The organism is Actinomadura luteofluorescens, from assembly GCF_013409365.1.
GTDB classification, from domain to species: domain Bacteria; phylum Actinomycetota; class Actinomycetes; order Streptosporangiales; family Streptosporangiaceae; genus Spirillospora; species Spirillospora luteofluorescens.
Map to the genome: position 1 here is coordinate 980,605 of NZ_JACCBA010000001.1, position 22,054 is coordinate 1,002,658.

Annotated in this window: 17 protein-coding genes and 1 pseudogene; 5 read left to right on the forward strand and 13 right to left on the reverse strand. The window is 70.7% G+C overall.

Features of this window, described 5'->3' with window-relative positions; all coding sequences use genetic code 11:
- Positions 1 to 86: 86 nt before the first annotated feature.
- The 3 genes from BJY14_RS04280 to BJY14_RS04290 are packed head-to-tail and all read right to left on the reverse strand — an operon-like array spanning position 87 to position 4,283.
- Positions 87 to 1,649 carry a sugar ABC transporter ATP-binding protein gene (locus BJY14_RS04280; RefSeq protein ID WP_179842403.1) on the reverse strand — a complete coding sequence of 521 codons (1,563 nt, stop codon included), beginning with the start codon at positions 1,647 to 1,649 and terminating at the stop codon, positions 87 to 89.
- Entirely contained in the window at positions 1,646 to 2,839 is a 1,194-nt protein-coding gene (locus BJY14_RS04285) for a substrate-binding domain-containing protein (protein ID WP_179842404.1), read from the reverse strand. Before BJY14_RS04285 ends, BJY14_RS04280 begins: the two co-directional genes overlap by 4 nt.
- A 31-nt stretch (positions 2,840 to 2,870) precedes the next feature.
- On the reverse strand, positions 2,871 to 4,283 hold the full coding sequence (locus BJY14_RS04290; RefSeq protein ID WP_179842405.1) for an amidase: 1,413 nt from the start codon (positions 4,281 to 4,283) through the stop codon (positions 2,871 to 2,873).
- 288 nt (positions 4,284 to 4,571) lie between these two features.
- Here BJY14_RS04290 and BJY14_RS04295 point away from each other — a divergent pair, with 288 nt between their 5' ends.
- Complete coding sequence (locus tag BJY14_RS04295) at positions 4,572 to 5,381, forward strand: IclR family transcriptional regulator (protein WP_179842406.1); 810 nt, start codon at positions 4,572 to 4,574, stop codon at positions 5,379 to 5,381.
- A 23-nt stretch (positions 5,382 to 5,404) separates the two neighbouring features.
- Here the strand turns inward: BJY14_RS04295 and BJY14_RS04300 are convergent.
- Positions 5,405 to 5,512 (reverse strand): annotated as a pseudogene (locus tag BJY14_RS04300) (hypothetical protein); the annotation flags it as partial.
- Between the two features lie 466 nt (positions 5,513 to 5,978).
- Here BJY14_RS04300 and BJY14_RS04305 point away from each other — a divergent pair.
- Together BJY14_RS04305 and BJY14_RS04310 are read left to right on the forward strand one after the other, a co-directional pair.
- The gene (locus tag BJY14_RS04305) at positions 5,979 to 6,464 is read left to right on the forward strand and encodes a hypothetical protein (RefSeq protein WP_179842407.1); all 486 of its coding nucleotides are present in this window, start codon (positions 5,979 to 5,981) and stop codon (positions 6,462 to 6,464) included.
- Between the two features lie 484 nt (positions 6,465 to 6,948).
- Positions 6,949 to 8,265: an MFS transporter gene (locus BJY14_RS04310; protein ID WP_246395793.1), complete on the forward strand. Its 1,317-nt coding sequence runs from the start codon at positions 6,949 to 6,951 to the stop codon at positions 8,263 to 8,265.
- A gap of 154 nt (positions 8,266 to 8,419) precedes the next feature.
- Here BJY14_RS04310 and BJY14_RS04315 read toward each other — a convergent pair whose 3' ends face one another.
- The 9 genes from BJY14_RS04315 to BJY14_RS04355 form a co-directional block, all read right to left on the reverse strand.
- On the reverse strand, positions 8,420 to 9,715 hold the full coding sequence (locus BJY14_RS04315; protein ID WP_312878973.1) for a cytochrome P450 family protein: 1,296 nt from the start codon (positions 9,713 to 9,715) through the stop codon (positions 8,420 to 8,422).
- A 108-nt stretch (positions 9,716 to 9,823) separates the two neighbouring features.
- A complete protein-coding gene (locus BJY14_RS47105) occupies positions 9,824 to 10,873 on the reverse strand; it encodes a ketoacyl-ACP synthase III family protein (RefSeq protein ID WP_179842408.1) in 1,050 nt (349 codons plus the stop codon).
- A 67-nt stretch (positions 10,874 to 10,940) separates the two neighbouring features.
- Positions 10,941 to 11,960 (reverse strand): methyltransferase, encoded by a 1,020-nt coding sequence (locus tag BJY14_RS04325; RefSeq protein WP_179842409.1) that lies wholly within the window; start codon positions 11,958 to 11,960, stop codon positions 10,941 to 10,943.
- Positions 11,961 to 12,018: 58 nt separating this feature from the next.
- Complete coding sequence (locus BJY14_RS04330) at positions 12,019 to 13,101, reverse strand: methyltransferase (RefSeq protein ID WP_218905098.1); 1,083 nt, start codon at positions 13,099 to 13,101, stop codon at positions 12,019 to 12,021.
- A 40-nt stretch (positions 13,102 to 13,141) separates the two neighbouring features.
- Positions 13,142 to 13,414, reverse strand: coding sequence for an acyl carrier protein (locus BJY14_RS04335; RefSeq protein ID WP_179842410.1), 273 nt, complete (start codon positions 13,412 to 13,414; stop codon positions 13,142 to 13,144).
- A 36-nt stretch (positions 13,415 to 13,450) separates the two neighbouring features.
- On the reverse strand, positions 13,451 to 14,611 hold the full coding sequence (locus BJY14_RS04340; protein ID WP_179842411.1) for a beta-ketoacyl synthase N-terminal-like domain-containing protein: 1,161 nt from the start codon (positions 14,609 to 14,611) through the stop codon (positions 13,451 to 13,453).
- Positions 14,608 to 15,885 carry a beta-ketoacyl-[acyl-carrier-protein] synthase family protein gene (locus tag BJY14_RS04345; RefSeq protein ID WP_179842412.1) on the reverse strand — a complete coding sequence of 426 codons (1,278 nt, stop codon included), beginning with the start codon at positions 15,883 to 15,885 and terminating at the stop codon, positions 14,608 to 14,610. Before BJY14_RS04345 ends, BJY14_RS04340 begins: the two co-directional genes overlap by 4 nt.
- Positions 15,886 to 16,349: 464 nt before the next feature.
- A complete protein-coding gene (locus BJY14_RS04350; protein WP_179842413.1) occupies positions 16,350 to 18,062 on the reverse strand; it encodes a DUF11 domain-containing protein in 1,713 nt (570 codons plus the stop codon).
- 125 nt (positions 18,063 to 18,187) lie between these two features.
- A complete protein-coding gene (locus tag BJY14_RS04355) occupies positions 18,188 to 19,954 on the reverse strand; it encodes a prenyltransferase/squalene oxidase repeat-containing protein (protein ID WP_179842414.1) in 1,767 nt (588 codons plus the stop codon).
- A 266-nt stretch (positions 19,955 to 20,220) separates the two neighbouring features.
- On the opposite strand from BJY14_RS04355, the gene BJY14_RS04360 reads away from it, so the two are divergent.
- Together BJY14_RS04360 and BJY14_RS04365 are read left to right on the forward strand one after the other, a co-directional pair.
- A complete protein-coding gene (locus BJY14_RS04360; RefSeq protein WP_179842415.1) occupies positions 20,221 to 20,427 on the forward strand; it encodes a hypothetical protein in 207 nt (68 codons plus the stop codon).
- A gap of 54 nt (positions 20,428 to 20,481) precedes the next feature.
- Complete coding sequence (locus BJY14_RS04365) at positions 20,482 to 22,014, forward strand: ABC1 kinase family protein (protein ID WP_179842416.1); 1,533 nt, start codon at positions 20,482 to 20,484, stop codon at positions 22,012 to 22,014.
- Positions 22,015 to 22,054 lie beyond the last annotated feature (40 nt).

Here is a 22,054-nt window from a genome sequence, read left to right on the forward strand (position 1 = left end):
CGCCGCTTCCGGGGGGCGTCACAGCCGGTTCCGGGGCCGCCCCCGTGTCGACCGAGCCATTGACATCGACCATCTTCAAGTCCCTTTCACGTGGTCTGGGTCGCGGCGGCGATGGCGGCCTCGGTCAACCGGTCACCGCTCAGCTCGCCGGCGTCAACGCCCTCGCGCAGGATGACGACCCGATCGCAGAGCCCTTCGAGCTCCTCGAAGTCCGACGACACCACCAGTGCCGCTCCGCCGCCCGCGACCTGCTCGCGGACGAGCGCGTGGATCTCCGCGCGCGCCACCGCGTCGACTCCCTGTGTGGGCTCGTCGAGCAGCAGCAGCCGCGGATTGAGCCGGAACCACCGCGCGAGCACGGCCTTCTGCTGGTTGCCGCCCGACAGGGCACCGAAGGCGACGTCGGGACCGGCGGCCCGGACCGCGAAGGGCCCCAACAGGGCCGCGGCGTCCCGCCGCTCGGCACGACGTGCCATCCGCCAGCCCGTCCAGTAGTCGCCGACGACGGTGGCGGACATGTTCTCCCACACCGGGCGGTCCGCGAACGCCGCGTCCCGCGCCCGGTCCTCGGGCACCAGGGCGACGCCCGCACCGATCGCGGCGGCGGTGGTCCGGTGCCGGCCCGGCGCACCGCAGATCTCGATCCGGCCGGCGTTCACCGGCAGGGCCCCGAAGAGCGCCCGGAGGAGACTGGACCGGCCCGATCCGAGCAGGCCGGCCACTCCCACGATCTCTCCCTGCCCGACATCGAGGTCCACTCCTCGCAGCGGCCCTCCGGCGAGGCCGCGCACGCGCAGGACCGGCGTCCCGGCCGACCGGCCCCGCGGCGGATCCTTCCGCTCGCGGGCGCCCTGCGCGGCGCGCTCGCGGGCCGCCTCGCCCGCCATCAGCGCGACCACCCGGGCCTCGTCCAGTTCCCCGGGCGGGGCGGTCGCCACCACCGCGCCGTCGCGCAGCACGCTGATCCGGTCGGCGATGCTGAGCACCTCGCGCAGCCGGTGACTGACATAGATGATCGTCTGGCCCCGGGCCCGGCAGCGCCGCAGCGCTTCCAGCAGAAGCGAGACCTCGTGGTGGGGCAGGCTCGCCGTGGGCTCGTCCAGCACCAGCGTCACGCGCTCGCCCTCGTCGACGTCGCGCAGTGCCCTGGCGATGGCGACGAGGGTCCGGTCGCTGGGACGCAGGTCGCGGACGAGGGTCCGCGGATCGAGGTCGACCTGGGCTCTGCGCAGCCGTTCCTCCGTCCGGCCGTGCAACCGCCGCCACGAGATCGCAGGTCCCGCCCACCGCGGATACCCCTCGTCCAACGCGAAGTTCTCATTGATCGTCAGGTCGGGGATGAGCCCGAGATCCTGGTGGACGAACCGCAGACCGGCCGAGCGCGCCACCGCCGCCGTGTACGACCCGGTGGCGTACCTCTCGCCGTGGATCGCGATCGTCCCGCCGTCGTCGGCGCCGTACACGCCGGCCAGGATCTTCAACGTGGTCGACTTCCCCGACCCGTTGCCGCCGAGGAGGGCGTGGACCGACCCTTCTTCCACCCGCAGGTTCAGGGCGTCGAGCACCCGGACGTCGTCGAAGGACTTGGAGACGCCGGTCAGCTCGACCGCGGCGGGACCGGCTCGTTCACGAGACGCGGCAGACATCATGGCGCCTCTGCTCCGCCCTGGCGGTTCCACGCCTTCTTGTAGAGGGCGCTGTAGTCGATGGGACCGGTGTACTCGGTCCCGGACGCGGGCATGTTGCGGGTCCTGTCGATGATCTGCAGGCCGACGCCCGCGGTCGCCGGCGGGCTTCCCTGGAAGGCCCGGTCGAGCGCGTCGACGGTCGCGTAGGCCCGGTAGCCGGCGGAGGCGCCGTAGCAGATCTCCTGCCCCTTGCCGCTGCGGATGTAGTTCATGTTGTCGATCTGGCACTCGCCGCCGACCACGAGGAGGCCGGGCCGGTTCGCCGCGACGAGGGCCTGCTGGACGCCCGCCACGAAGAAGTGATCGATGTCCACGGTGACCACGTCCACCTGAGGATGCTTCAACAGCGCGGTCTCGAACTTCTGGCGGATGCCGGGAACGTCGGCCGGCGATATCTTCACCGAATCGACGATCCGGCAGCCTCCGCAGGCGGCGATCCGGTCGGTGAAGCCCTTGGCCTGGTACTCGCCCATGGCCACGTCCTCGAACGACACGTGCAGGATCTTCGCCTCGCCCTTCGTCTTGGCGATGACGGTGTCGGCGCGCAGGCGCCCCATGCGGGTGTAGAAGTCGGCGAGCGTGGGCGTGGCCGCCGAGAACCGCGCCGGAGCGTCGAACAGTGCCTTGCTGCGGCCCTGCGACGGGTCGTCGCAGTCGAAGCCGCTGAATGACGCGATCTTGACGCCGGCGCGTCCCGCCTCGACGAGCGCCTGCCGCACCGGGGCGCAGTCGACGGCCAGCAGGACGATGCCGTCGGCCCGGGCCGCGGTCGCCTGGCGGACGCAGCCGCCCCACCCGCCGTTCTCGTTGTTGCGTCCGTCGCAGACCTGGGTCTTCCAGCCGAGCGAGGCGGCGGCGGCCGACACCTCCTGGCCCTGGTAGACCAGCGCGTGCACCTGCTGCCAGGCGGAGATCACCCAGATGTTCTTGCCCGAGGCCGGTCTGGGCCCGTCCGCCGCGGGCTCGGTGTAGTCGGCGGTACCGTACGCGCGCGTGACGGCGTCGGTCGACTCCTTGACGACCTGGGCGGAGGTGACCGTGCCCGCCGACCCCTCCGAGCGGGCGGACCCGCAGGCCGCGAGCGCGAGGGACAGCGGAAGAGCGAGCAGCGCGGCCAGGAATGGCGCGCGTCTGCGGGTGGGGTGATACATGCCATGCGTTCCTAACGTGGTCGGGGTGGGTTCAGCAGAAGTCGGCAGGGACGGTGAGGGGCCAGTTCGTCCGGGCCTCCAGCGCCGCGGCCAGCCGCAGCAGGGTCGCCTCGTCGAAGGGCGCGCCGATCAGCTGCACTCCGACGGGCAGCCCGGTCGGCGCGACGTGGACCGGCAGGCTGATCGCGGGCTGGCCCGTGATGTTGGCCAGGAGGGTGAAGGAGACCATGAGCAGCGCGCTGGGCTGCGCGACCGCCACGTCACGGTTCGCGTCGGCCCGCACGACGCCGAGTTCGGGCGGCTGGCAGGCCATGGTGGGGGTGAGGAGCACATCGAAGTCGCGCCGCCATTGGGCGACGATCCGGCGCGTCTCGGTTTGCAGCAGGGCAGCGGTCCGGACGTACTCCCCGGCGCTGACCTGGTTCATCCGTTCCCAGCGGTACCGGTTGTACGGCTCGGCCCGGTCGGGGTCGTCGAAGGGGTTCACATAGAGAGAGCCTGGGATGACCCGGTCGACGTAGCCTTGCGCCGCCTCGGGGCTGAGCAGCTCCGGTGAGACCGGACGGACGTCGTGGCCCATCTCGTCGAGAAGCGACGCCGCGGCCGTCGCCGCCTCGACGCATTCCGCATCGACGGGAAGGCCGGTGGGGGCGTCGACCATCAGGCCGATGCGCAGCCGGCCGGGATCCCTCCCCGGCTCGCCGGCGAAGGGCCGCGCCGGCCGCGGCGCCTGGAACCAGCCGTGCGGGTCCGGGAGGGACATGACGTCGAGCATCGCGGCGGAGTCCTGCACGTAGCGGGTGATCACGCCTTCCGTACTGCAGTACTCCCACCAGGACTGGACGAGTTGCGGGACGCGGGCACGGCTGGGTTTGAGCCCCACGAGGCCGCACGCCGACGCGGGCATCCGGAGCGAGCCGCCGCCGTCGTTGCCGTGCGCCAGCGGGGCCAGTCCCGCCGCCACCGCCGCGGCGGCGCCCCCGCTCGAACCTCCCGGCGAGCGACGAAGGTTCCACGGGTTAGCCGTCGGGCCGTAGCGGGCGTTCTCGGTGTCGGGCAGGGTGCCCATCTCCGCGGAGTTGGTTCTGCCCATGAGGATGCAGCCCGCTTCCAGGAACCGGTCGACGACCAGCTCGTTCCCATGGCGCGGCGTGTCAGGGAACCCCAGCGACCCCATGGTGTTGGGCTGCCCGGACACGGAGGTAAGGTCCTTGATCGGCAGGGGCACACCGTGGAAGGGCCCGAGGTCCTCGCCCGCCATGACGGCCCGGGTGGCCATCTCGGCCGCGTCCATGACCCGCTCCGCGTCATGCCAGATGAACGCGTTGAGCTCGTGGTCGTAGTGGTCGATGCGCCCGAGATAGAACTCGGCGACCTCCACGGGGCTCACCTTGCGCGACCGGACCGCTTCAGCGATCGAGACCGCGGAGCTGAAGGGTTCCATGGTCCTTCCTTTCACTCGTGTCCGCTCGTGCAGAGGGAGGCGCCTCCGTAGAGCCGGGCGACGTGCCGGTAGTCGTCAGGGGCGGGTGGCGAACAGCCCGATACGGAGCGACCCCGACGGGCCACCGGGGGCTGCGTGCAGGCGGCCATGCGGTGACGAATCGGCGGCGTCCGAGGGGACGAGACTCCACTCGGAGGGCGCCCCACCCATGCCGGAGCTCGGATGTGAACCAACTGACATAGCCGCACCATACGAGCGGAGTTCCAGATACCGGTACGGTATTCTGCTATGGAGAACAAGCCGCCCTACCCGCTCCGGTCGGTGGACAACGCCCTGCACCTGCTGCAAGTCCTGCGCGACCAGGGTGGGCTGCGCGTCAGCGAAGCCGCGGCAGAGCTGGGAACCGCCCGCTCCACGGCTCACCGGCTGTTGGCCATGCTCGTGTACCGCGGTTTCGCCGTGCAGGACGACAACCACACCTATTTGCCGGGGCCCGCCCTGTCCGCCCCCAGCCTGCTCGGCGGGCCGCGCATGCAGCGGCTGCGCCGTGCTCTGCTTCCGCATATGGAGGCCCTGTGCGACCGTGTGAACGAGTCGGTCAACCTCATGGTCCGAGTCGGCACGCAGACGCGCTTTCTCGCCACCGTCGAATCCCACCAGGCTCTGCACGTGGGTGATCGGCAGGGCACGATCCTGCCCGCGCACCTGTCGTCCGGCGGCCGCGCCCTGCTGGCCGAACTCGACGATGCGCAACTCGCCTCGCTCTACCTGATCGAGGACGCGTCGAGTACCGCCGAACCTCGGGACACGTCCGCCGAGGCCGGCGACGGAAAGATCTCGACAGCCGATTTCCAGCGGCTTCTGGAGGGGCTGCGCGGCGTGCGCAAGAGCGGCTACGCGTTGAATCTCGAAGCCACCGAGGCCGGGATATGCGCCATCGGGAAATGCGCGGTCGACCGCTCCGGCCAGGTCATCGGAGCGCTCACCATAGCGGCGCCCACGCCACGTTTTCCCCGTAGCCGGATATCCCCGCTGGCGGCAGAACTCCGCCTCACAGTCGAGCGCGCCCGCCAGGACATAGACCCACATATCATGTAAGGCCACCACTATCCGGCCTACAGCGGCCGCACATACCGGGACCCGTAGGACTGCACCCATCCGTGCTCGGTGGCGGCGCAGCCGTCCAGTTGCTCGGCGAAGGACTGGACCATGTCACGCGCGGGAATTCCTGACCCGTATCAAGCGCGGTGAGCTCGACATCGCCTGATCCGCACACGGCGGCCCCGTTCCCGGAACCGTCCGGGGCGGGGTCGTTCCGCGTGTGGACCCGTGACGCCGTGAGGGCCGCGGCTTCCCTTGCGTGCTGACAGAGGCGGGGCCGGTCGATGGCCGTAGGCCACCCCGCAGGGGCGACCGGAGGGAGGCAGCCGGCGCCGTTGCGGCAATTCCGCCTCAAGAGTCGCCCGGCCTGGAAGCCGCTGCCCGGCACCTGTGCGGCGAGCCTTTGCGCGCGGCGGTAGGGGCGGGCCGTCCATGGTGGGCCGGGCCGGCGGTCAGGGCCGCGCCGCGAACCACGCTCCGGTACCCAGGGGGTGAACTGGCCGGGGCTTGGTGAGTGGGGACTGTCCTTGGTGAGCCCTCTCCGAGATGCTCCCGCGTCGACTGCGCGGCCAAAGCAAAAAGCAAGGACAGATCATGACAAACAAGACTCCCCGCCTGTCCGTTGTGTCCGCCGACACGATCGCTTACTTCGCGATCGTCACCTTCATGACCGAGACCGGGCCGAAAACCTTCGCGGAGACGGTGCACCTCGACCCGAAGATGACGGACATGGATCGGTGCCGCGCGGTGTTCTCATTGATCCCGGGGTTCCCCGGGAGGCAGGCGGTCACGTTCTGCTCTGTGGAACCCAACCGGCTCAGCGAGGTGGACGAAGAATACGAAGCCTTCGTGTTCTCCATCTACGTGGCCAAGGGTGGCGGAGTCAAGTACTCCAGCAACCGGGTCACCAACTCGGATTCGGCTCCTGACGAGAACATCCAGAGCCACATGACCACCTGGACCGATCACCATTCCGACGGGATGACCCGAGAGCTGCTCTACTCGGAGTCTGTCTCAAGTGCTCCCTGTGGGATCGCGGCCGTTCTCGGATTCTCGATCGTCTTCAGCAAGATCGACTAGGTCGGCAACGCTGGACGGTCGACGAACCGCCGGACGCTGGGTCCTGAACAAGACACTCCTTGGTCGTGAGGCCATGGGGCTGCGCGCCGTACTGGGCGCGTTCGACTCGGGGCCCGGCAGATGCCGGGCCCCGACTTGTGTCCAGGCGACGCATAGCAGTGCCCTTGACCTTGTTTGGGTGGCGTAGCGGATGGGGCGGTCTACGGTGCCGGGTTCTTCGGCCCCTTGTTCCCAGGCCCCGGGCCCAGTGCTCGTTGACGGCAGTCGTTCCCGCTCACCGCTACGGGACAGTCCCGGCCCGAGGTCGCCGCGTGTTCGGCGCGCGGGCGGTCGGGTGCTTGGGCGAGGGCGGGGTCGCCCAGCACATCCGGTGTCGCGATTCTCACCCTGCCCCGCCGGCCCTTGCTTTGCCGTGCGCCGGCCGGACGGTCCTCCCGTGGCGCCAAAGCGCCACGGCAAGACCACACAAACGAAAGGAACGAGAATGTCCGACATCTCGGGTGCAGGTGGAGCAGGCTCCGCCGGGGAAGGCCCACCGGGCAGCGATCCTGACGCGGCTCGGCAGGACCTCAAGCTGTTCCGCTCATTACGGAACCACCGCAACTACCGGCTGCTCATGCCAGGTCAGGGCATCTCCAGCATCGGCGCTTGGATGCAGATGACCGCCCAGGACTGGCTGGTACTGGAACTGACGCACGGCAGCGGCGCCGCGGTCGGCATCACGGCCGGCCTGCAGGTACTGCCGGCGCTGCTGTTCAGCCTGTACGGCAGCGTCCTGGCCGACCGGTACCCCAGGCGCCGCATCCTCATGGTCAGCCAGGCGGTGATGGGCACGCTCGCGCTGGTGCTCGGCCTGCTCACCGTCACCGGCTCCGTGACCGTGTGGAATGTGTACGCTCTGGCGTTCGGCCTCGGCCTGACCGTGACGCTGGACACCCCGGCCCGGATGGCGTTCACCTTCGAGGTCGTGGGGCCCCGTGACGTGTCCAACGCCATCGGCCTGAACAACGCGCTGTTCAACACGACGATGATCCTCGGCCCGACCGTCGCCGGCGTACTGATCGCCGCCGTCGGAACCGGACCGGTCTTCCTCATCAACGCCGCGTCGTTCGGCGCCATGGAACTCGGGCTCTACCTCATGCGTGAGGACGAGCTGCATGTCAAAGAACCGGTGCCGCGGGCCAAGGGCCAGCTGCGCGCAGGCCTGCGCTACGTCCGGAAGCGCCGCGACCTGGTCATGCTGATGACGGTCATGCTGCTGGTCTCCGCGTTCGGCATGAACTTCGCGGTGACCGACGCCCTGATGAGCCGAGAGGTCTTCCACACCGGAGCCTCGTCCTTCGGCGTCGTCACGGCGATGATGGCCGTCGGCGGGCTGGCCGGCTCGCTGCTCTCCGCCCGCCGGAGGCAGCCGAGCATGCGGGACATGATGGCCGCGGCGGCAGCCTTCGGGGTGCTCGTCACCGCGAGCGGACTCATGCCGGTCTACTGGGCGTTCGCGGCCATGCAACTGCCGACCGGCATGGCGATGATGGCCTTCACCACGGCGGCCTACTCGATCACGCAGCTGAGCGCTCCGGAGGAGATGCGCGGCCGGGTGATGGGCCTCTACCTGCTGGTGATCACGGGGAGCTCCCTGATCGGGTACCCCCTGATCGGCTGGCTGGCCGAGACCTTCGGGCCACGCTCGACCCTGATCATCGGCGGCCTCGCGTCCCTGGCCTCAGTGGTGGGCACCGTCGCCCTCATGGCACCGGTGGCCACAGGACTGCTCGCCCGCGGAACAGCACCGCGAGCCTGACCGACACCGTCGGCACTGTGCCGACTCAGCAGACACTCGACAAGTGATCCACAACCAAAGGCCCGGCGTCAGCCGGGCCTTTCTCTTATATGAGCAGGCCCTCCCCCGTTTGGCTCGTGGACGTTGAGACGCTTCATGGGTGACGGGCGCTCGCTCAGCGGTGATGGTTCGGGTGGGCTTCGAGGTGGACGGGCAGTGTGCTGGGGCTGTTGGTGAACAGGGAGCGGGCGTTCCGGAGTTCGCTGTCCGGGACGGCGAGCCGCAACTCGGGGTGGCGGCCGAACAGTTCGCACAGTGCGATGCGGGCTTCGAGACGGGCGAGGGGCGCGCCCAGGCAGTAATGGCTTCCGGAGCCGAAGGCGACTTGCCGGATGTTGGCGCGGGAGATGTCGAACCTGCCGGCGGTGGGGCCGTGGACGCCGGGGTCGCGGCCGATGCCGGCGTACAGGCTGACCAGGAGCTGCCCGGGCGGGATGCTGGTGCCGCCGATGGCGATCGTGTCGGTGGTGTAGCCGGCCACCAGGTAGTTGATCACGCCGTCCCACCGCAGGGTCTCCTCCACGACGGCGCTCCAGCCGGCGGGCGGGAGCGCCCTGGCGCGGGCGAGCTGGTCAGGGTGGGTGAGCAGCGCGCGGACCGCGTTGGTGATCAGGTTGAGGGTGGTCTCGTGCCCGGCGACCACCAGGGACCACAGCGTGTCGAGCAGTTCCCGGTGGGACAGGGTGCCGCCGTCGCCGTCGCGCACGGTGATCAGGCTGCTGGTGAGGTCGGTGCCGGGTCGGGTGCGGCGGAGGTCGACCAGTTCGTCCAGCAACTCCAGGCGGCCCCGTTCGAGGGCGGCGGCGTCCTCGGCCGTCTTGCCGTCGGTGTCGAGCAGCATGTCGACCAGGGCCCGGAACCGGGGCCGCATCGGTTCGGGGATGCCGAGGAGGTGGCAGATCACGCCCATGGGGATCGCGTAGGCGTAGTGGGCGCGCAGGTCGACGGCGCCGCCCGGGCCGCGGTGGCCGGGCAGGGCGTCCAGGGCGTTCCGCACGACGCGTGTGATGTCGCCGCCCATCCGCTCCACGCGCCTGGCGGTGAACACCGAGCTGATCATCCGCCGCTGACGCTGGTGCTCGGGGTCATCGAGGAAGAACATGCTGGTCAAGCCGATGAACATGCCGGCCAGCGGCCAGTCGGAGGGGACGAGGCCGTCGCGGTGGGCGGCCCAGTGCCGGTGCGCGACCCGGGACACGGCGGGATGCCGTCCGAGCTGGGCGAGCAGGTCCGGCCGGGTGACCATCCAGGCGTGCACGGTGTCGGGCAGGCCGGGCAGCACGGTCCGCACGACCGGCCCGGCGGCGCGCAGCCGGGCCATCTCGGCGTGCGGGTCGGCGCCGAGGGGGTCGATGGTGACGATCGGAACCGACGGGTGCCGGTCGCTGTGGGGAACGTCGAGCTGAGTCACGGGCTTCCTCCGGTGCTGTGGACCGGACGGCGCCGGCCGCGGGGCCGGGGCCGGACCGGTGATCGGTTGGACGGGGGCGGACCGGTGAAGCGGGGCCGCGGGCGGGCTTCACGGTGGTCTCGCCGGGGTGCCGGCCCAGGCCGGGCGTTCCAGGATGTCGATCACGGCGGCCGACCACGTGAAGCCGGCGCCGACGCTGACGAGCAGGCAGCGGTCCCCGGCGCCGAGCGCGCCGGTCAGCATCAGGTGCTCCAGCCCGGCGATGGGGTCTCCGGCGCCGAGGTGCCCGATGTGCCGGCTCCACGGCCAGGTGGTGATCTCCGGCCGGAGACCGAACCGTCGCAGGTAGCTGCCGTTGAGCCGGTGGAGGCCGAGATGGGGAAGGACGACGCGGTCGATGTCGGTGAGCCGCGCCCCCGCCCGCGCCAGCGCCTCGGTCAGCACCGCCTCCTGTCCCGCGCTCACGCGCGCCGCCACGTGCCGCATCCCGGCGCTGGCGAGGAAGTCGCGCTGGCACGCGTCGAGGTCGACGATGGAGCGCGCGCTCAGCGGAGCGGGCCCGAAGGAGTCGTCGCCGCGGTGCATGCCCTCCAGTTCCGGGTCGCTGACCGTCACGAGGCTCCGCAGCAGGGCGAACCCTCGCCGGCGGGACAGCGCGAGCGCGGTCCCGCCGTCGGCGTAGACGGTTCCCGGGTCGCTCCGCCACCGGTCGAAGGCCGGCGGGCCGAACTTGTCGCCCGTCGTCACGAGCGCGGCCTCGCGGCCGGGTGCGGCGACCAGGAAGGCGCGAGCCAGTTCGACCGCGGCCATGCCTCCGTTGGACGCCTGGCGTATCTCCACCGCCGGGCAGTCGTTACCCACGGCGACGCGCTGGACGTAGGAGGCCGGGGCCCACACGTCATGGCCCTGGTAGAAGAAGTTCGCGTGCAGGATCAGGGCGATGTCCGCACCGTCGTAGCGCGCCCGGCGCAGCGCGATGCGGGCGGCCCTGCCGGCCATCTCCGGCGCCGCCTCGGCGCCGGCGACGGCGACCGACACCATTCCCGTGCGCCGGGCGAGCCTCTCGTCGCAGTGGCCGTCGGCGACGGCCTGCGCGACCGGCAGCAGCGGCGGCAGCCAGGTCGCGCAGGCCGTGATGTAGATGTCCGGCTCGCTCACCGAGCAGCCTCTCAACGTCCGTAGGGGCGTACCGGAAGTGCGGCCCGGGCGGGCCCGGAGGCCCCGCCTAGGCCGCGACGGCCTCGATGATCGAGTACTCCCCGAGCGTCCGTACCGGGAACACGGTGCCGATCCGCAGGCCCGCGGCGTTGAGGATCTTCTCGAACTCCTGCCGGGTGCGTTCCTTACCGGTGAGGGTGCTCAGCATGACCAGGTCGAGCGCCCAGCCGAAGTGGGGGGTGCCGGGGTCCGGCAGGACGGGGTCGATGATCAGTACGCGGGCGTCGGTCTTCATCGCCGACCGGCAGTTCCGCAGGATGGCGGTGGCCTGCTCGTCGCCCCAGTTGTGGATGATGTGCTTGAGGATGTAGACGTCCCCGCCGACGGGGACGGTGTCGAAGAAGCTTCCCTCCTCCAGGCGCCAGCGCTCGGCCGTCTGCGGCGTGTCGAGGACGTGCTCGCGCAGCGCGCTCCGGTCGTCCTGGAGAACGCCCTTCAGCCGCCGGTTCCGTTCGAGGATCGCGCGCAGCAGCGAGCCCCGTCCCCCGCCGACGTCGACCACGGTGCCGGTGGCGGGGAAGTCGTAGGCGTCGATCACCTTCTCGATCCCCGTCTCGGAGAGCCCGACCATCGACGCGTGGAAGGTCGAGGCGGCTTCGGGGTCGGTGCCCAGCCATTCGAAGAACGGCTTCCCGTACAGCTGCTCGAACGCGCTGGACCCCTCCCGGACCGCGTCGCCGAGATGCCCGGCCGATCTCCACATGTAGTCCTCGGAGAACATGATCACGGCGCTGCGCAGGGACGGGCTCGCGTCGGAGCGCAGGAGGACGGCCGCCGGAGTCAGGTGGTACAGGCCCTGAGCGTCCTCCCGGAAGATGCCCTGGGAGGCGAGCATGCGCAGGACCCGGCGCAGCGACGCGGCGTCCATGCCGGTCATGTCGGCCAGTTCGGCGGCCGTGCGCGGCCGGTCCAGGTGGTCGGCGACGCCGGCCCTGGCCGCGACGGCGAGCGCCGCGGTCCGGTAGATCCCGACGGTCTGGTCGAGGATGATCGTCGCGGCGGCGATGTCGTCCTGGGCTGGTTCCATTCCGATCCTCCGTACTCGTCTTCTCGGATCTGCCCTGACTCGTGAGCCGGCCCGCGCCCTACGGGACGGATGTGTCGATGGCGTGCCGCCCCTCCTGCGGACCGCCGGCCTGGGCCTGCCTGCGCGCCAGGACCAGGCCGTTGCAGGAAGGGGCGTCGAGCGGCCGTACCTCCGGCGCCTCGAATCCCGCCTCCCGCAGCCAGGCGCCGTACTCGGCGGCGGTGTAGTTGCGGCCCCGGGTGGTCACGAGCATGTTGAGGCTCATCAGCGCCGCGTCGGCGGGCCCGGACTTGTCGTCGTCGACGAGGAGCTCGCTGATGATCGCCTGCCCGCCGGGCACCAGCGCCCGGTGGCATGCGCGCAGGAGCCGGCGGCATTCGTCGGGCGTCCAGTCGTGCAGGATCATCGAGAGCAGGACGGTGTCGTAGCCCGACGGCAGCTCCTGGACGCGGAAGTCCCCGCCGATGGCGGTGATCCTGTCGCTCAGCCCTTCGGCCTCGATCCTGGCCCGGGCGAGCTCGCACACGGGCGGCAGGTCGTAGATGGTGATCGTCAGCTGCGGGTTCGCGGCGGCGAGCTCGATGGCCCAGGCCCCGGTCCCGCCGCCGACGTCGAGCAGCGTCCGGGCGCCCGACAGGTCGATCCGCCGGGCGGCCGAGGCCGCCGACTGCCGCGACAGGGAGTGCATCGCGTCCTGGAACCGCGACGTCAGCTCCGGGTCGACGATGTCGAAGGGGGTCTCCTCGTGCCTGCCGGACTGCCAGCCCATGGGGCGGTCGGCGCGTATCGCCTCGGTCAGGTTGGCCCACCCGGGGTAGTTGCGCTGGTCGAGATGGGCGATCCAGCCGCCGAAGTAGTACCTCCCGCCCTTGACCAGGTAGGTCTCGGCGAGCGGGCTGTTGCCGTACCTGCCGCCCTCGACGTCGAGCAGCCCGACCGAGGCCAGGGCGGTCGCCAGCGTTTCCGCGGGCCGTTCCCGCACGTCGAGCCGCCGTGCCAGGTCACTGATCGATTGTGCGCCCGTCTCGTGCAGGAGATCGAAGAGCCCGAGCTCCTGCGCGCTGACGATGGCCTTGAACGCCCAGAACCCGGTGCAGATCTCCATCAGGTTCTTGATGGAGCCGGGCGATGTGGTCTCCACGGTCACTGGTCCCCTCTGGTTCGCGACGTCCCGGCCGGCGTCACCGGGCGGGCGCCGCGATGTGCTGGTTGATCATGTCGGTGGCCCGGGTGATGCTGACGTGGAGCAGTTCACCGAGCAGGGGGTCGGGGAGCTTGACCTTGTAGCGGAGCTCGATCTGCGACATCAGGTCGGCCATCGCGATCGAGTCGTATCCGAAGTCGGCGAGGCTGCGGTCGCCGGTCGTCGCGCTGTCGGCGGACGGCGCGGGCGCGCCGTCCAACGGCAGCATGGCGATGAGGTCCTTCTCGTTCAGCCGGGCATCTGGGTCCATGTCGGTGCCCTTTCTAGGCGGACGTTGGAGTGCGGGTCAGTTCAGGGCGCCGACCACGAGGGCCGAGTTGTGGCCGCCGTGCCCTCGGGCCAGGACCAGTGCGTTGCCCAGCCGGGTCTCGCGCGGACGGTCGTAGACCATGTCGACGCCCGGCGGCCGCCGTACGCCCTCCGGCCGGGCGGTCGGGGGGATGACCTGGTGGTGCAGAGACAGGAGCGCGGCCGCGACGTCGAGGGCGGCTCCGCCCGCCCCCATCTCTCCGGTAAGGGTCTTGGGGGAGGTCACGGGCACCGCGCGGCCGTCGAAGACCTCGGTGACGGCCGCAGTCTCGACGTCGTCCAGGCCGGGGCCGGAGCCGCCGGCGAAGACCACGTCGATGTCGGCGGGATCGACCCGGGCGTCGGCGAGGGCGGTGCGGACCGCGCGTTCCAGCCCCGAGTCGCCGGGCCGCGGCGCCACCGGGTCGAAGGAGGTCCCGTAGCCCTTGATCTGACCGTAGGGGGCGGACGGCCGCGGGTGCGCCGTGTCCGTTTCGAGGACGAGGGCGGCGCCCCCCTCCCCGACCACGCTGCTCGCGTCCGGGCATCGCGCGTCCGCGTCGGCGAGGTACCCGGACGCGACCTCCCGCCCGATCGGGTCGAGGAAGGAGTCGAAGCCGCCGGTCATGGCGACGCGGCCGCCCCTGCGGAGGTGGCGGCACGCCTGCGCGACGGCGTCCAGCCCGCCCGCCTGCCCGCTCACCAGCGTCCAGGCCGGGCCGTGGGCGTCGTGCCGGATCGACGCCTGGCTCGAGTTGGCGGCGTAGAACCAGGCATAGGACAGGTAGGGCTTGACGTGCCCGGGCCCCAGCGTCCAGAGTTTCCGCAGCTCCTGCCCGACGTAGTCGGTGCCGCCGAAGGCGTTGGCGAACACGGTGCTCCGGCCTTCGGCCGGGACATCGGACAGTTCGAGCTCGGCGTCGGCCAGGGCCCAGTCCGTCCCGGCCAGTGTCATCTGGGTGACCCGGGCGGTCTGGGGCAGCAGATGGGCGGGGATGTGGGCCGCCGGTTCGAAGGAGCTGGCCAGGGTGACCTGCCGTGCGCCGGCGAGCCGGCCGGTGTCGCAGGCCAGAGCCGCTTTCCAGAAGTCGGCGTGGCCGAGACCCGTCGGGCTCAGCACACCGAGCCCCGTGACGATGATCCTCTCCCGGCGCGTCATCGGCGGCCTCCGGGGGCGCCCATCAGGATGGCCGTCTGGAGGCCTCCGAACCCGCTCCCGGTGCACAGTGCGACGTCGGTGCGGTGCTCGCGCCCGATCAGGGGCACGTAGTCCAGGTCGCATTTCGGGTCGGGGTCGTACAGGTTGGCGGTGGGCGGGATGAGGTGGTCGCGGATCGCCATGGTGCAGGCGATCAGCTCGATCGCGCCCGCCGCGCCGAGCGAGTGGCCGACCATCGACTTGATCGAGCTGATCGGGACGGTGAAGGCCCGCGGTCCCAGCGCCTGCTTGAGCGCCGCCGTCTCGTGCTCGTCGTTGTGCCCGGTCGCGGTGCCGTGGGCGTTGACGTAGTCGACCTCGCTCGCGGCCACCCTGGCGGTGCGCAGCGCTTCCTGGATCGCCTCGGCCAGGTCGGACCCTCGCGCCTCAAGGCCCGTCATGTGGTGGGCGTTGGCGCGGTGGCCGCAGCCGAGCATCCTGGCCAGGACCTCCGCACCCCGGTCGCGGGCGCTGCCGGCCTCCTCCAGGACCAGGACGCCCGCGGCCTCGGCCACCACCATGCCGTCGCGGTTGCGGTCGAACGGGCGGCACGCCTCCGCCGGGTCGCCGTCGTGGGCGGAGGTGGCCCGGATGGCGTCCATCGAGGAGACCGCGACCGGCGTCAGGGGCGCCTCGGTGCCTCCGGCGATCACGACGTCGGCCAGCCCGTCCTCGATCAGCTGGACGCCGTGGGAGACCGCGTCCAGCCCGGAGGTGCAGCCGTTGCTCACCACGCGCACCGGTCCGCGCGCCCCCACCAGCTGGGCGACCACCTGTGCGATCACGCTCGGCTCCGCCTCGGACAGCGGCCGCCCCCTGCCGCCGGGGCCCCCGAGGGCCATGGCGAACCGGTTGGTGGTGTCGCACGCGGTCCAGTGGTCGAAGGAACTGACCCGGCCGAGCGCGCTGCCCATCGAGACCCCGATCCGGTCCCTGGGGATCCGGTCCGGGTCGAGCCCGCTTTGGGCGATCGCCTGCCGCGCCGCGACGTGGGCGAACTGGCCCGAGCGGTCCAGCCGCCGGGCTTCGTCCGGGCCGATCCCGTGCTCCTGCGGATCGAAGTCGCATTCTCCGGCGACTTTGGAACGAAACTCGGTCGCATCGAAGGAGGTGATCTTCCGAATGGCCGAGTCGCCATGGAGAATTAAATCCCAGAACGGTTTGATCCCGATTCCCGCCGGCGTCACGGCTCCCAGTCCCGTGACGACCACGCGGCGGGGATGATCCCCGGTCATCGAAGCCTTCCGAAATGTAGATGACGACGCACGATCTCCTCCACTAGCCGGATGAGTCGGCAATGCCGTTGCCGTTGTCGCGTTTGCGACGATGAGAACACTAGCACTGCAATAAGTTGCTTTGCCGCTACAAAAGCTTGTTGGATTTCGCAGGACATCGTGTCGTGTGGCAATTTGCGGCGAATATGGCGCACAAGTCATGGCGCACCGCCAGCAAAGGGTGCCTGAACTGGGAAGCTGTGAAGAAAAAGAAGAACGCCCGACTTTAGGCGCGCCGCCGTCCCGGATCATTGGTGAATTGACGGAAAGGCCAAGTCCGCTCAGTCGACAACTTTCTCTCTGGCCAACCGGAAATCAGGGCAGGGGCATTACCGATCCGGCGGTCTTGCCGGCGATGGTCGCCAGGGCATCCCGGATGCGATTACCGTCCTGGAGGCGGACCTGTGAACGGCCGCGTCACCGTGTCATCGTTCGTCACGCATCTCGGTGAGCTGCCGGCTGAGCGTCTGCACCTGCAAGGCCAGTTCACGCAGGAACCGCCGGTGGTGCCTGTCCCGCTTCTTGCTGCCCTTCTTGCCGTGCCACCTGTGGGGTGTGGTGGCAGACAAAAGCGCCGAAGGGGCCTGCACGGGCTGTTCGTGTCGGCCGCATGCGCAGCCGAGACGGCAGATGCAGGGGGCAGGGCCGACGCTCTGCCTGTCAGCCGCTGCGCAGGCAGTTCGTGCATGGGGGCACACCGCGACGCTCGCGGTCGCGGTGCCGTGGCCGGTGCGGTCGGGCCCGCCGGGAAGGTCGGCGGTGACGGTGGCGGTACAGGACAGCGCGCCCGGAGCCGTGGCCGTGGTGCGCAACTGGAGCTCGGCAGTGTTGCCCGCAGCCAGAGCCTCGATCGCCCACCGGCCGGTGGCCCGGTCATAGCACCGCGCTCCTTCGGCCGACACGAGCTCAAGGTCCGCCGGGAGATGGACGGACACGACGACGCTGGTGGCCTCGACGGGCCCGGGGTTGCTCACCGCGAGGTGGAAGGTGATGTCCTCGCCTACGGCGGCGTACGGCGGGTCGGCGACGATCGTCGCGGTGAGTTCGGCCGCCTCCGCTTCGGTTGCGGGATCGACGGACACGTGGGTCGTGTTGGAGGTGGAGGTCAGTTGCTCGCCGGCGTCGCCGCCCGCGCCCGCGTAGGTGGCGGTGGACTGATGAGCGAGCGTCCGACCAGCGCCCTCGCGCTCCACCTGGACCGCGAACTGGGCGGTGACGCCGCCGGGCAGCTCGACGGTGGAGGCCAGGGTGCCGCCCTGGGCCGCGGTGGCGCCCTGCCCCAGCGGCAGGGTGAGCCGGCCGGTGGTCGAGTCGTACCAGCCGTTGCCGCTGTTCTGACCGGGCCCCTCATCGAGTCTCAGGGATCCGGGCACGTAGCTGGTCCCTGGGGGGACGGTGGCGCACAGGATGACGTTCTCGGCGGGGATGCCGCCATGGTTCTTCAGGTTGACGGTGTAGGTGATGGTGTCGCCGACGGCGGCTCCGGACTCCGGTTCGGCGGCGGTGGTCACCACCACGCTGGGCGCGGTGCCGAACACGACGTCGTCCAGGAAGTTGCCGACGGTGGGGTCGCCGGTGGCGGTCCCGGCGGCCTCGAAGGCGAACCGGGTCACCGTCTGCCCCGCCGGGACCTTGTAGGAGTCGGCGTGCGGCACCCATTCGGCGGTGCCGTCGGTGAAGGTCCAGGTCTTGTTCGGCTTCCTGCCAGGCCGGCCGATCTTCACCGACATCGTGTCGTCGCCCTCGCGGCCGCGGTGCCGCAGGCTCCAGTACAGCGTGGTTCCGGGCGTGGTCTCCAGATCCTGGTACAGCGCGGCGGACTCGTTGGCGTTGAGCTCGGCGAACTGCTCTCCGTGCGCCGCGGGCACGCCCCTGCGGCTGTGCCAGATCTCGATCACGTGGTCGGAGGCCGTCGTCAGCCAGCCGGGCACCGAGCCCGCGCCGGGCCCGGAGGCGTCGTGCAGCATCTGGTTTCCACCGGCGATCTTCGGCTCCTCGAAACTGCCGTTGACCAGGGCGACCCGTGAGGGCACGTCCAGCGGTGTGGGGAACTGGGGGGCCGGCGGCTGATCGGCGGGATCGGCGCCGGTCGCGATCTGGGGGGCGACCGCGGGGGTGTCGGCGATGCGAGGGGACATGTGATCCTTCCACCGAGCGGGAGCGATGAGAAAGGTTCTCACTCAGAGTAATTGATCCTTGGCTTTGAGCAACCGGGGGGTTCGGGCGGGCAACGGTCGGGCGGTCCGCGAACGGACGCTGGTCCTCACCGTCCGACCAGCCCTTTTGCGCCTTGCGAGGCGCATTCCTCCACGCGAGCCTGCGTGAGCGAGAGGGAAAGCGAATAGGCACGGCCGGTAAGGGCGACATGGCCGCGCAGTCGGCAGGTCACCGCCAGGATCGCCGCGTCGATGACGGCGGCGGGGGCGTAGAGGTCCGTTCCGTGCCACAACGGCGGGTGGCCCGTCCCGGTCGCGACCAGGCGCTCCAGAGCGGCGGCACCCCTCGCCAGAAGGTCCTGGGGGACGCGGTGCGGCGCTGCCAGCAGCGTCTGGAGGGCGTACGCCGTCTCCTCGGCGGTGCCCCTCCAGACTCCCCAGGACCCGTCGGGCCGCTGGGTGCCGCGAACCCACCAGACCGCACGGGCGACCGCGGAGGAGGCGCCGCGGCGACCGAAGCGGCTCAAGGCCGCCGCGGCGTGGGACGTGGCGTAGTAGGGGGAGGCGTGGCGCGGATCCTCCCAGCGGCCGCTCAGCTGCTGGCGTCCGCACAGCCATCGTGTGATCGCGGAGATGGCGGGCGCGTGGCGTCTGAGGTGGGCGGGCCGGGCCGCGGCGTGCACCCCGAACGCCTCGAGCATGTGGGCGTTGGCGACGGGCGACCAGACCGGGTGCCCGGGCGGGCGCTGGAAGCGCTTCGCGGTCTCGAAGGGCCGCAGCACCTCCGCGGGGCACCGTCCGCCCAGCTCGCCGAGCTCGGCGAGGGTGTACAGCGCGGTGCTCACGGTCCCGTAGTCTCCGGTCGTCCCGCTGACCTGCCGTCGCAACTGCTCCCGCAGGCGTGGCGGCACGCTGGCGCCCAGCCCCGCACGGACCAGCGTGCCCGCCAGTTCCACCTGCTCGCCGGCGATCGCCGGACCCAGGCCGGGCACGGGACCGCCGTGCCGGCGTGCCAAGCGGTCGAGCGCGTCCACGCACACCTCGTCGCGATCTCCGGCCGGCCGGTGTGCGAGCCACGCCGCGGTCGCGGCGGGCGAGGCGCCGATCGTCCAACCGTCGGGGCTCCCGGCGGCCGCCTCGCGGGCCGGGCCGGCGGAGCCTTCCCAGAGGTGGCCCGCCGGGAGCGGTGACCCCCCTGGCGGGGCGGACGGGGGCGCGGTCCCCCGGGCCGCGCGGCCTGTCAGAGGGGCCCGCAGCACGGCATGGCGCTCCAGCGGCCGCGGCACGCTTCCCCGCGAGGCGGGGGCCTCGCATCGGAGCAGCGTCCGGTTGATCTCGTCGACCAGGTACGGCACGAGCAGGTCGGCTCCGAGCGTGCGCGGCCACGGCCGGCAGGCCCGGTCGAGCAGGCGCCGCGACGCCGCGAGCCCGCGGTCGGCAGCGGCCGTCAGAAGGTCGGCGGCCTCGGTCCGGTGCTCGGCCCTGATCGGCGAACGGTCCCGAGCGCAGGCCAGATGCAGCAGTGCCTCCGTCGCGCTGAGGGTGGGCACCAGCGCGTAGAGGTCGGGTCCGCCCCAGGTGCCGTCCCGGCGCTGCAGAGCCACGAGGTAGTCGATGCGCGCGTGATGGCCCCACACCCACGGCGCCAGCCGCACCAGCCGGGCGGTCTCGTAGACCGAGAGGGACATCCGCGCCCCCGGCCCGGGGGCGGCTCGTCCCAGCAGCCGCTCGGCCGCCGCTCGGTCCGCCGCGGTCACCGCATGGGCGCCGGGTACGGCGGCGGCCACCCTGCGGCCGCCCCTGCCCTGCGTCCACCAGTCGTGCAAGGACCCCGCGACGGCGCCGGCCCGGAACGCCCTATCCAAACCGCCCATGAGCGCCTTTCTGGTCGGCCAACAGTGTGTGGCCATCAATAATTTCAGCAAACAAGTATTAATCGTGCTATTTGGGGCGAAGTGAGCTCGTCCGAGCGCGGCCCCGTTCGAAGTACGCGGTGAAGGCTCCGCCGGAGTGTTGACAGTCGGCGGGCTACCCGATGCATACTCGCATTCGACAAGGCTCCCCCGGAAAAAGATCCACGTCAATCGGCGATCTCCGCGGATTCGGAGCCGAGGCCCTACCATGCGAGAAAGGTGGCGTCGTGGCAAGAAGATCCGTCTTCGACGACATGATAAGGCGCTCAGAAAAGGCCGGAAACCGGCACGCCAAGGCCGTGCGGAAGAGTCTCGGTGTGAAGAAAAAGAAGAAGAGCGCGAAGAAGCGCGCCAAGCGGAACGAGCAGGATATCCGCGAGCTCGCCGGTCAGATCAGCGTGCTCAGCCAGCAGATCGCCGACATGAAGAAGTAGCCGGAGCCGAACACTGTGCCGTCGACCGATCACACCGGCGGGTAGGGAGAACGCGTGCCCGCAGGCAGGGCCAGCCGCACCATCAAGATCGCTTCTCGGGCGGCGGCCCAGGAGGCGACCCGCGGCCTCCAGGCGCGGCTGGCCCGGTCGCAGGACTCCGCCGACGGTCTGCGCAGGCAGGAGCGGGCGAGGGCGCTGCGGGCGATGCTGGAGGACCTCGGCCCGATCTACATCAAGCTCGGGCAGATACTGGCGACCCGGCCGGACATCATGCCCCAGTACCTGATGGACGAGTTCGCCAACCTCAACGATCAGGCGCGCATCGAACCCTTCCCGGTCTTCGAACCCGTCATCGAAGCCGAACTGGGCGGGCACTGGCGCTCCTGCTTCCAGGAGATCAACACCGAGCGGCCGCTGGGCGCCGCCTCCGTCGCCCAGGTCTACCGCGCCGTCTGGACCGACGGCCGTCCCTGCGTGCTGAAAGTGCAGCGCCCCGGAACCTCCGCGGCCATGCTGGGCGACATGGCCGTATTGCGCAGGATCGCCGGCCTCCTGCACCGGGCGGCCCCGCACATGTGCGAGGTCATCGACGTCAAGTCGATGATGGAAGTGGTGTTCACCGCCATGGAGGCCGAGGTGGACTTCACACGCGAGGCCCGCAACATGAAGGACGCGCGCAAGGCCGCGCGGCACTTCAAGCAGGTCAAGGTCCCCAAGGTCATCGAGGCGACGCCGCGCGTGCTGGTCCAGACCTTCGTCGACGGCACGCCGATCAACCGGGTGAAGGACGACCAGCTGTCGGACAGGCAGCGCAAGAAGATCGCTTACCAGCTGATGGGATTCATGTTCCGCGGCTACTTCGTCGACCGCGCCTTCCACGCCGACCCTCACCCGGGGAACATCCTCATCGACCAGGACGGGAAGGCGCACGTGATCGACTGGGGGATGTACGGAAAGATCGACAGAAACGCGAGCCTGACCCTGCTCAAGGGCCTGGTCGGGATGGCGCGCGGCGACGGGGCGGCCCTGGCGAGAGACTGGATCAAACTGGGCTCGCTCACGCCCTGGAGCAACAGCACCCGTTTCGCCAACGACGTGTCGAACACCATTCCCTACTGGGCGAACGCCACCCTGGAGGAGTTGAACCTCGGGGTCGCCCTGATGTCGCTCGCCCGCTACTCCACCGAACGCGGAATCCAGGTCAGCCCGCTCGTCTCTCTGATCGGCAAGTCGATGGGGAACATCGAAGGATCAGTGCGGTCCATCTACCCCAAACTGAAGTTCGACAAAGCGTTGGGCAAGGTGATGGAGGACATCGCCCGCGAGCTGCTGGCGGACAGCCTCGGCCCGGAGAACGGGATGCAGATGCTCCTGGATTCGATCTACTCGTTCAACAACTCGTCCTCCCAGATGCAGTCCGTCCTCGGCGACATGACGACCGGCCAGCTCGGCATCAACGTCCGGACCAACCAGGCCGACCCTCTCGGCCCGAGACGGGGGCACCGCCTGAAGCACCATGTCTCCCTCGGTTCCACCGCCGCCGCGACCGCGGCCGAGACGGTGGTCCGGCGGACACTCGGTGGTTGACCGCTCCGCGCCCCCGCGCCGCCCGACCGGAAGGAAGATC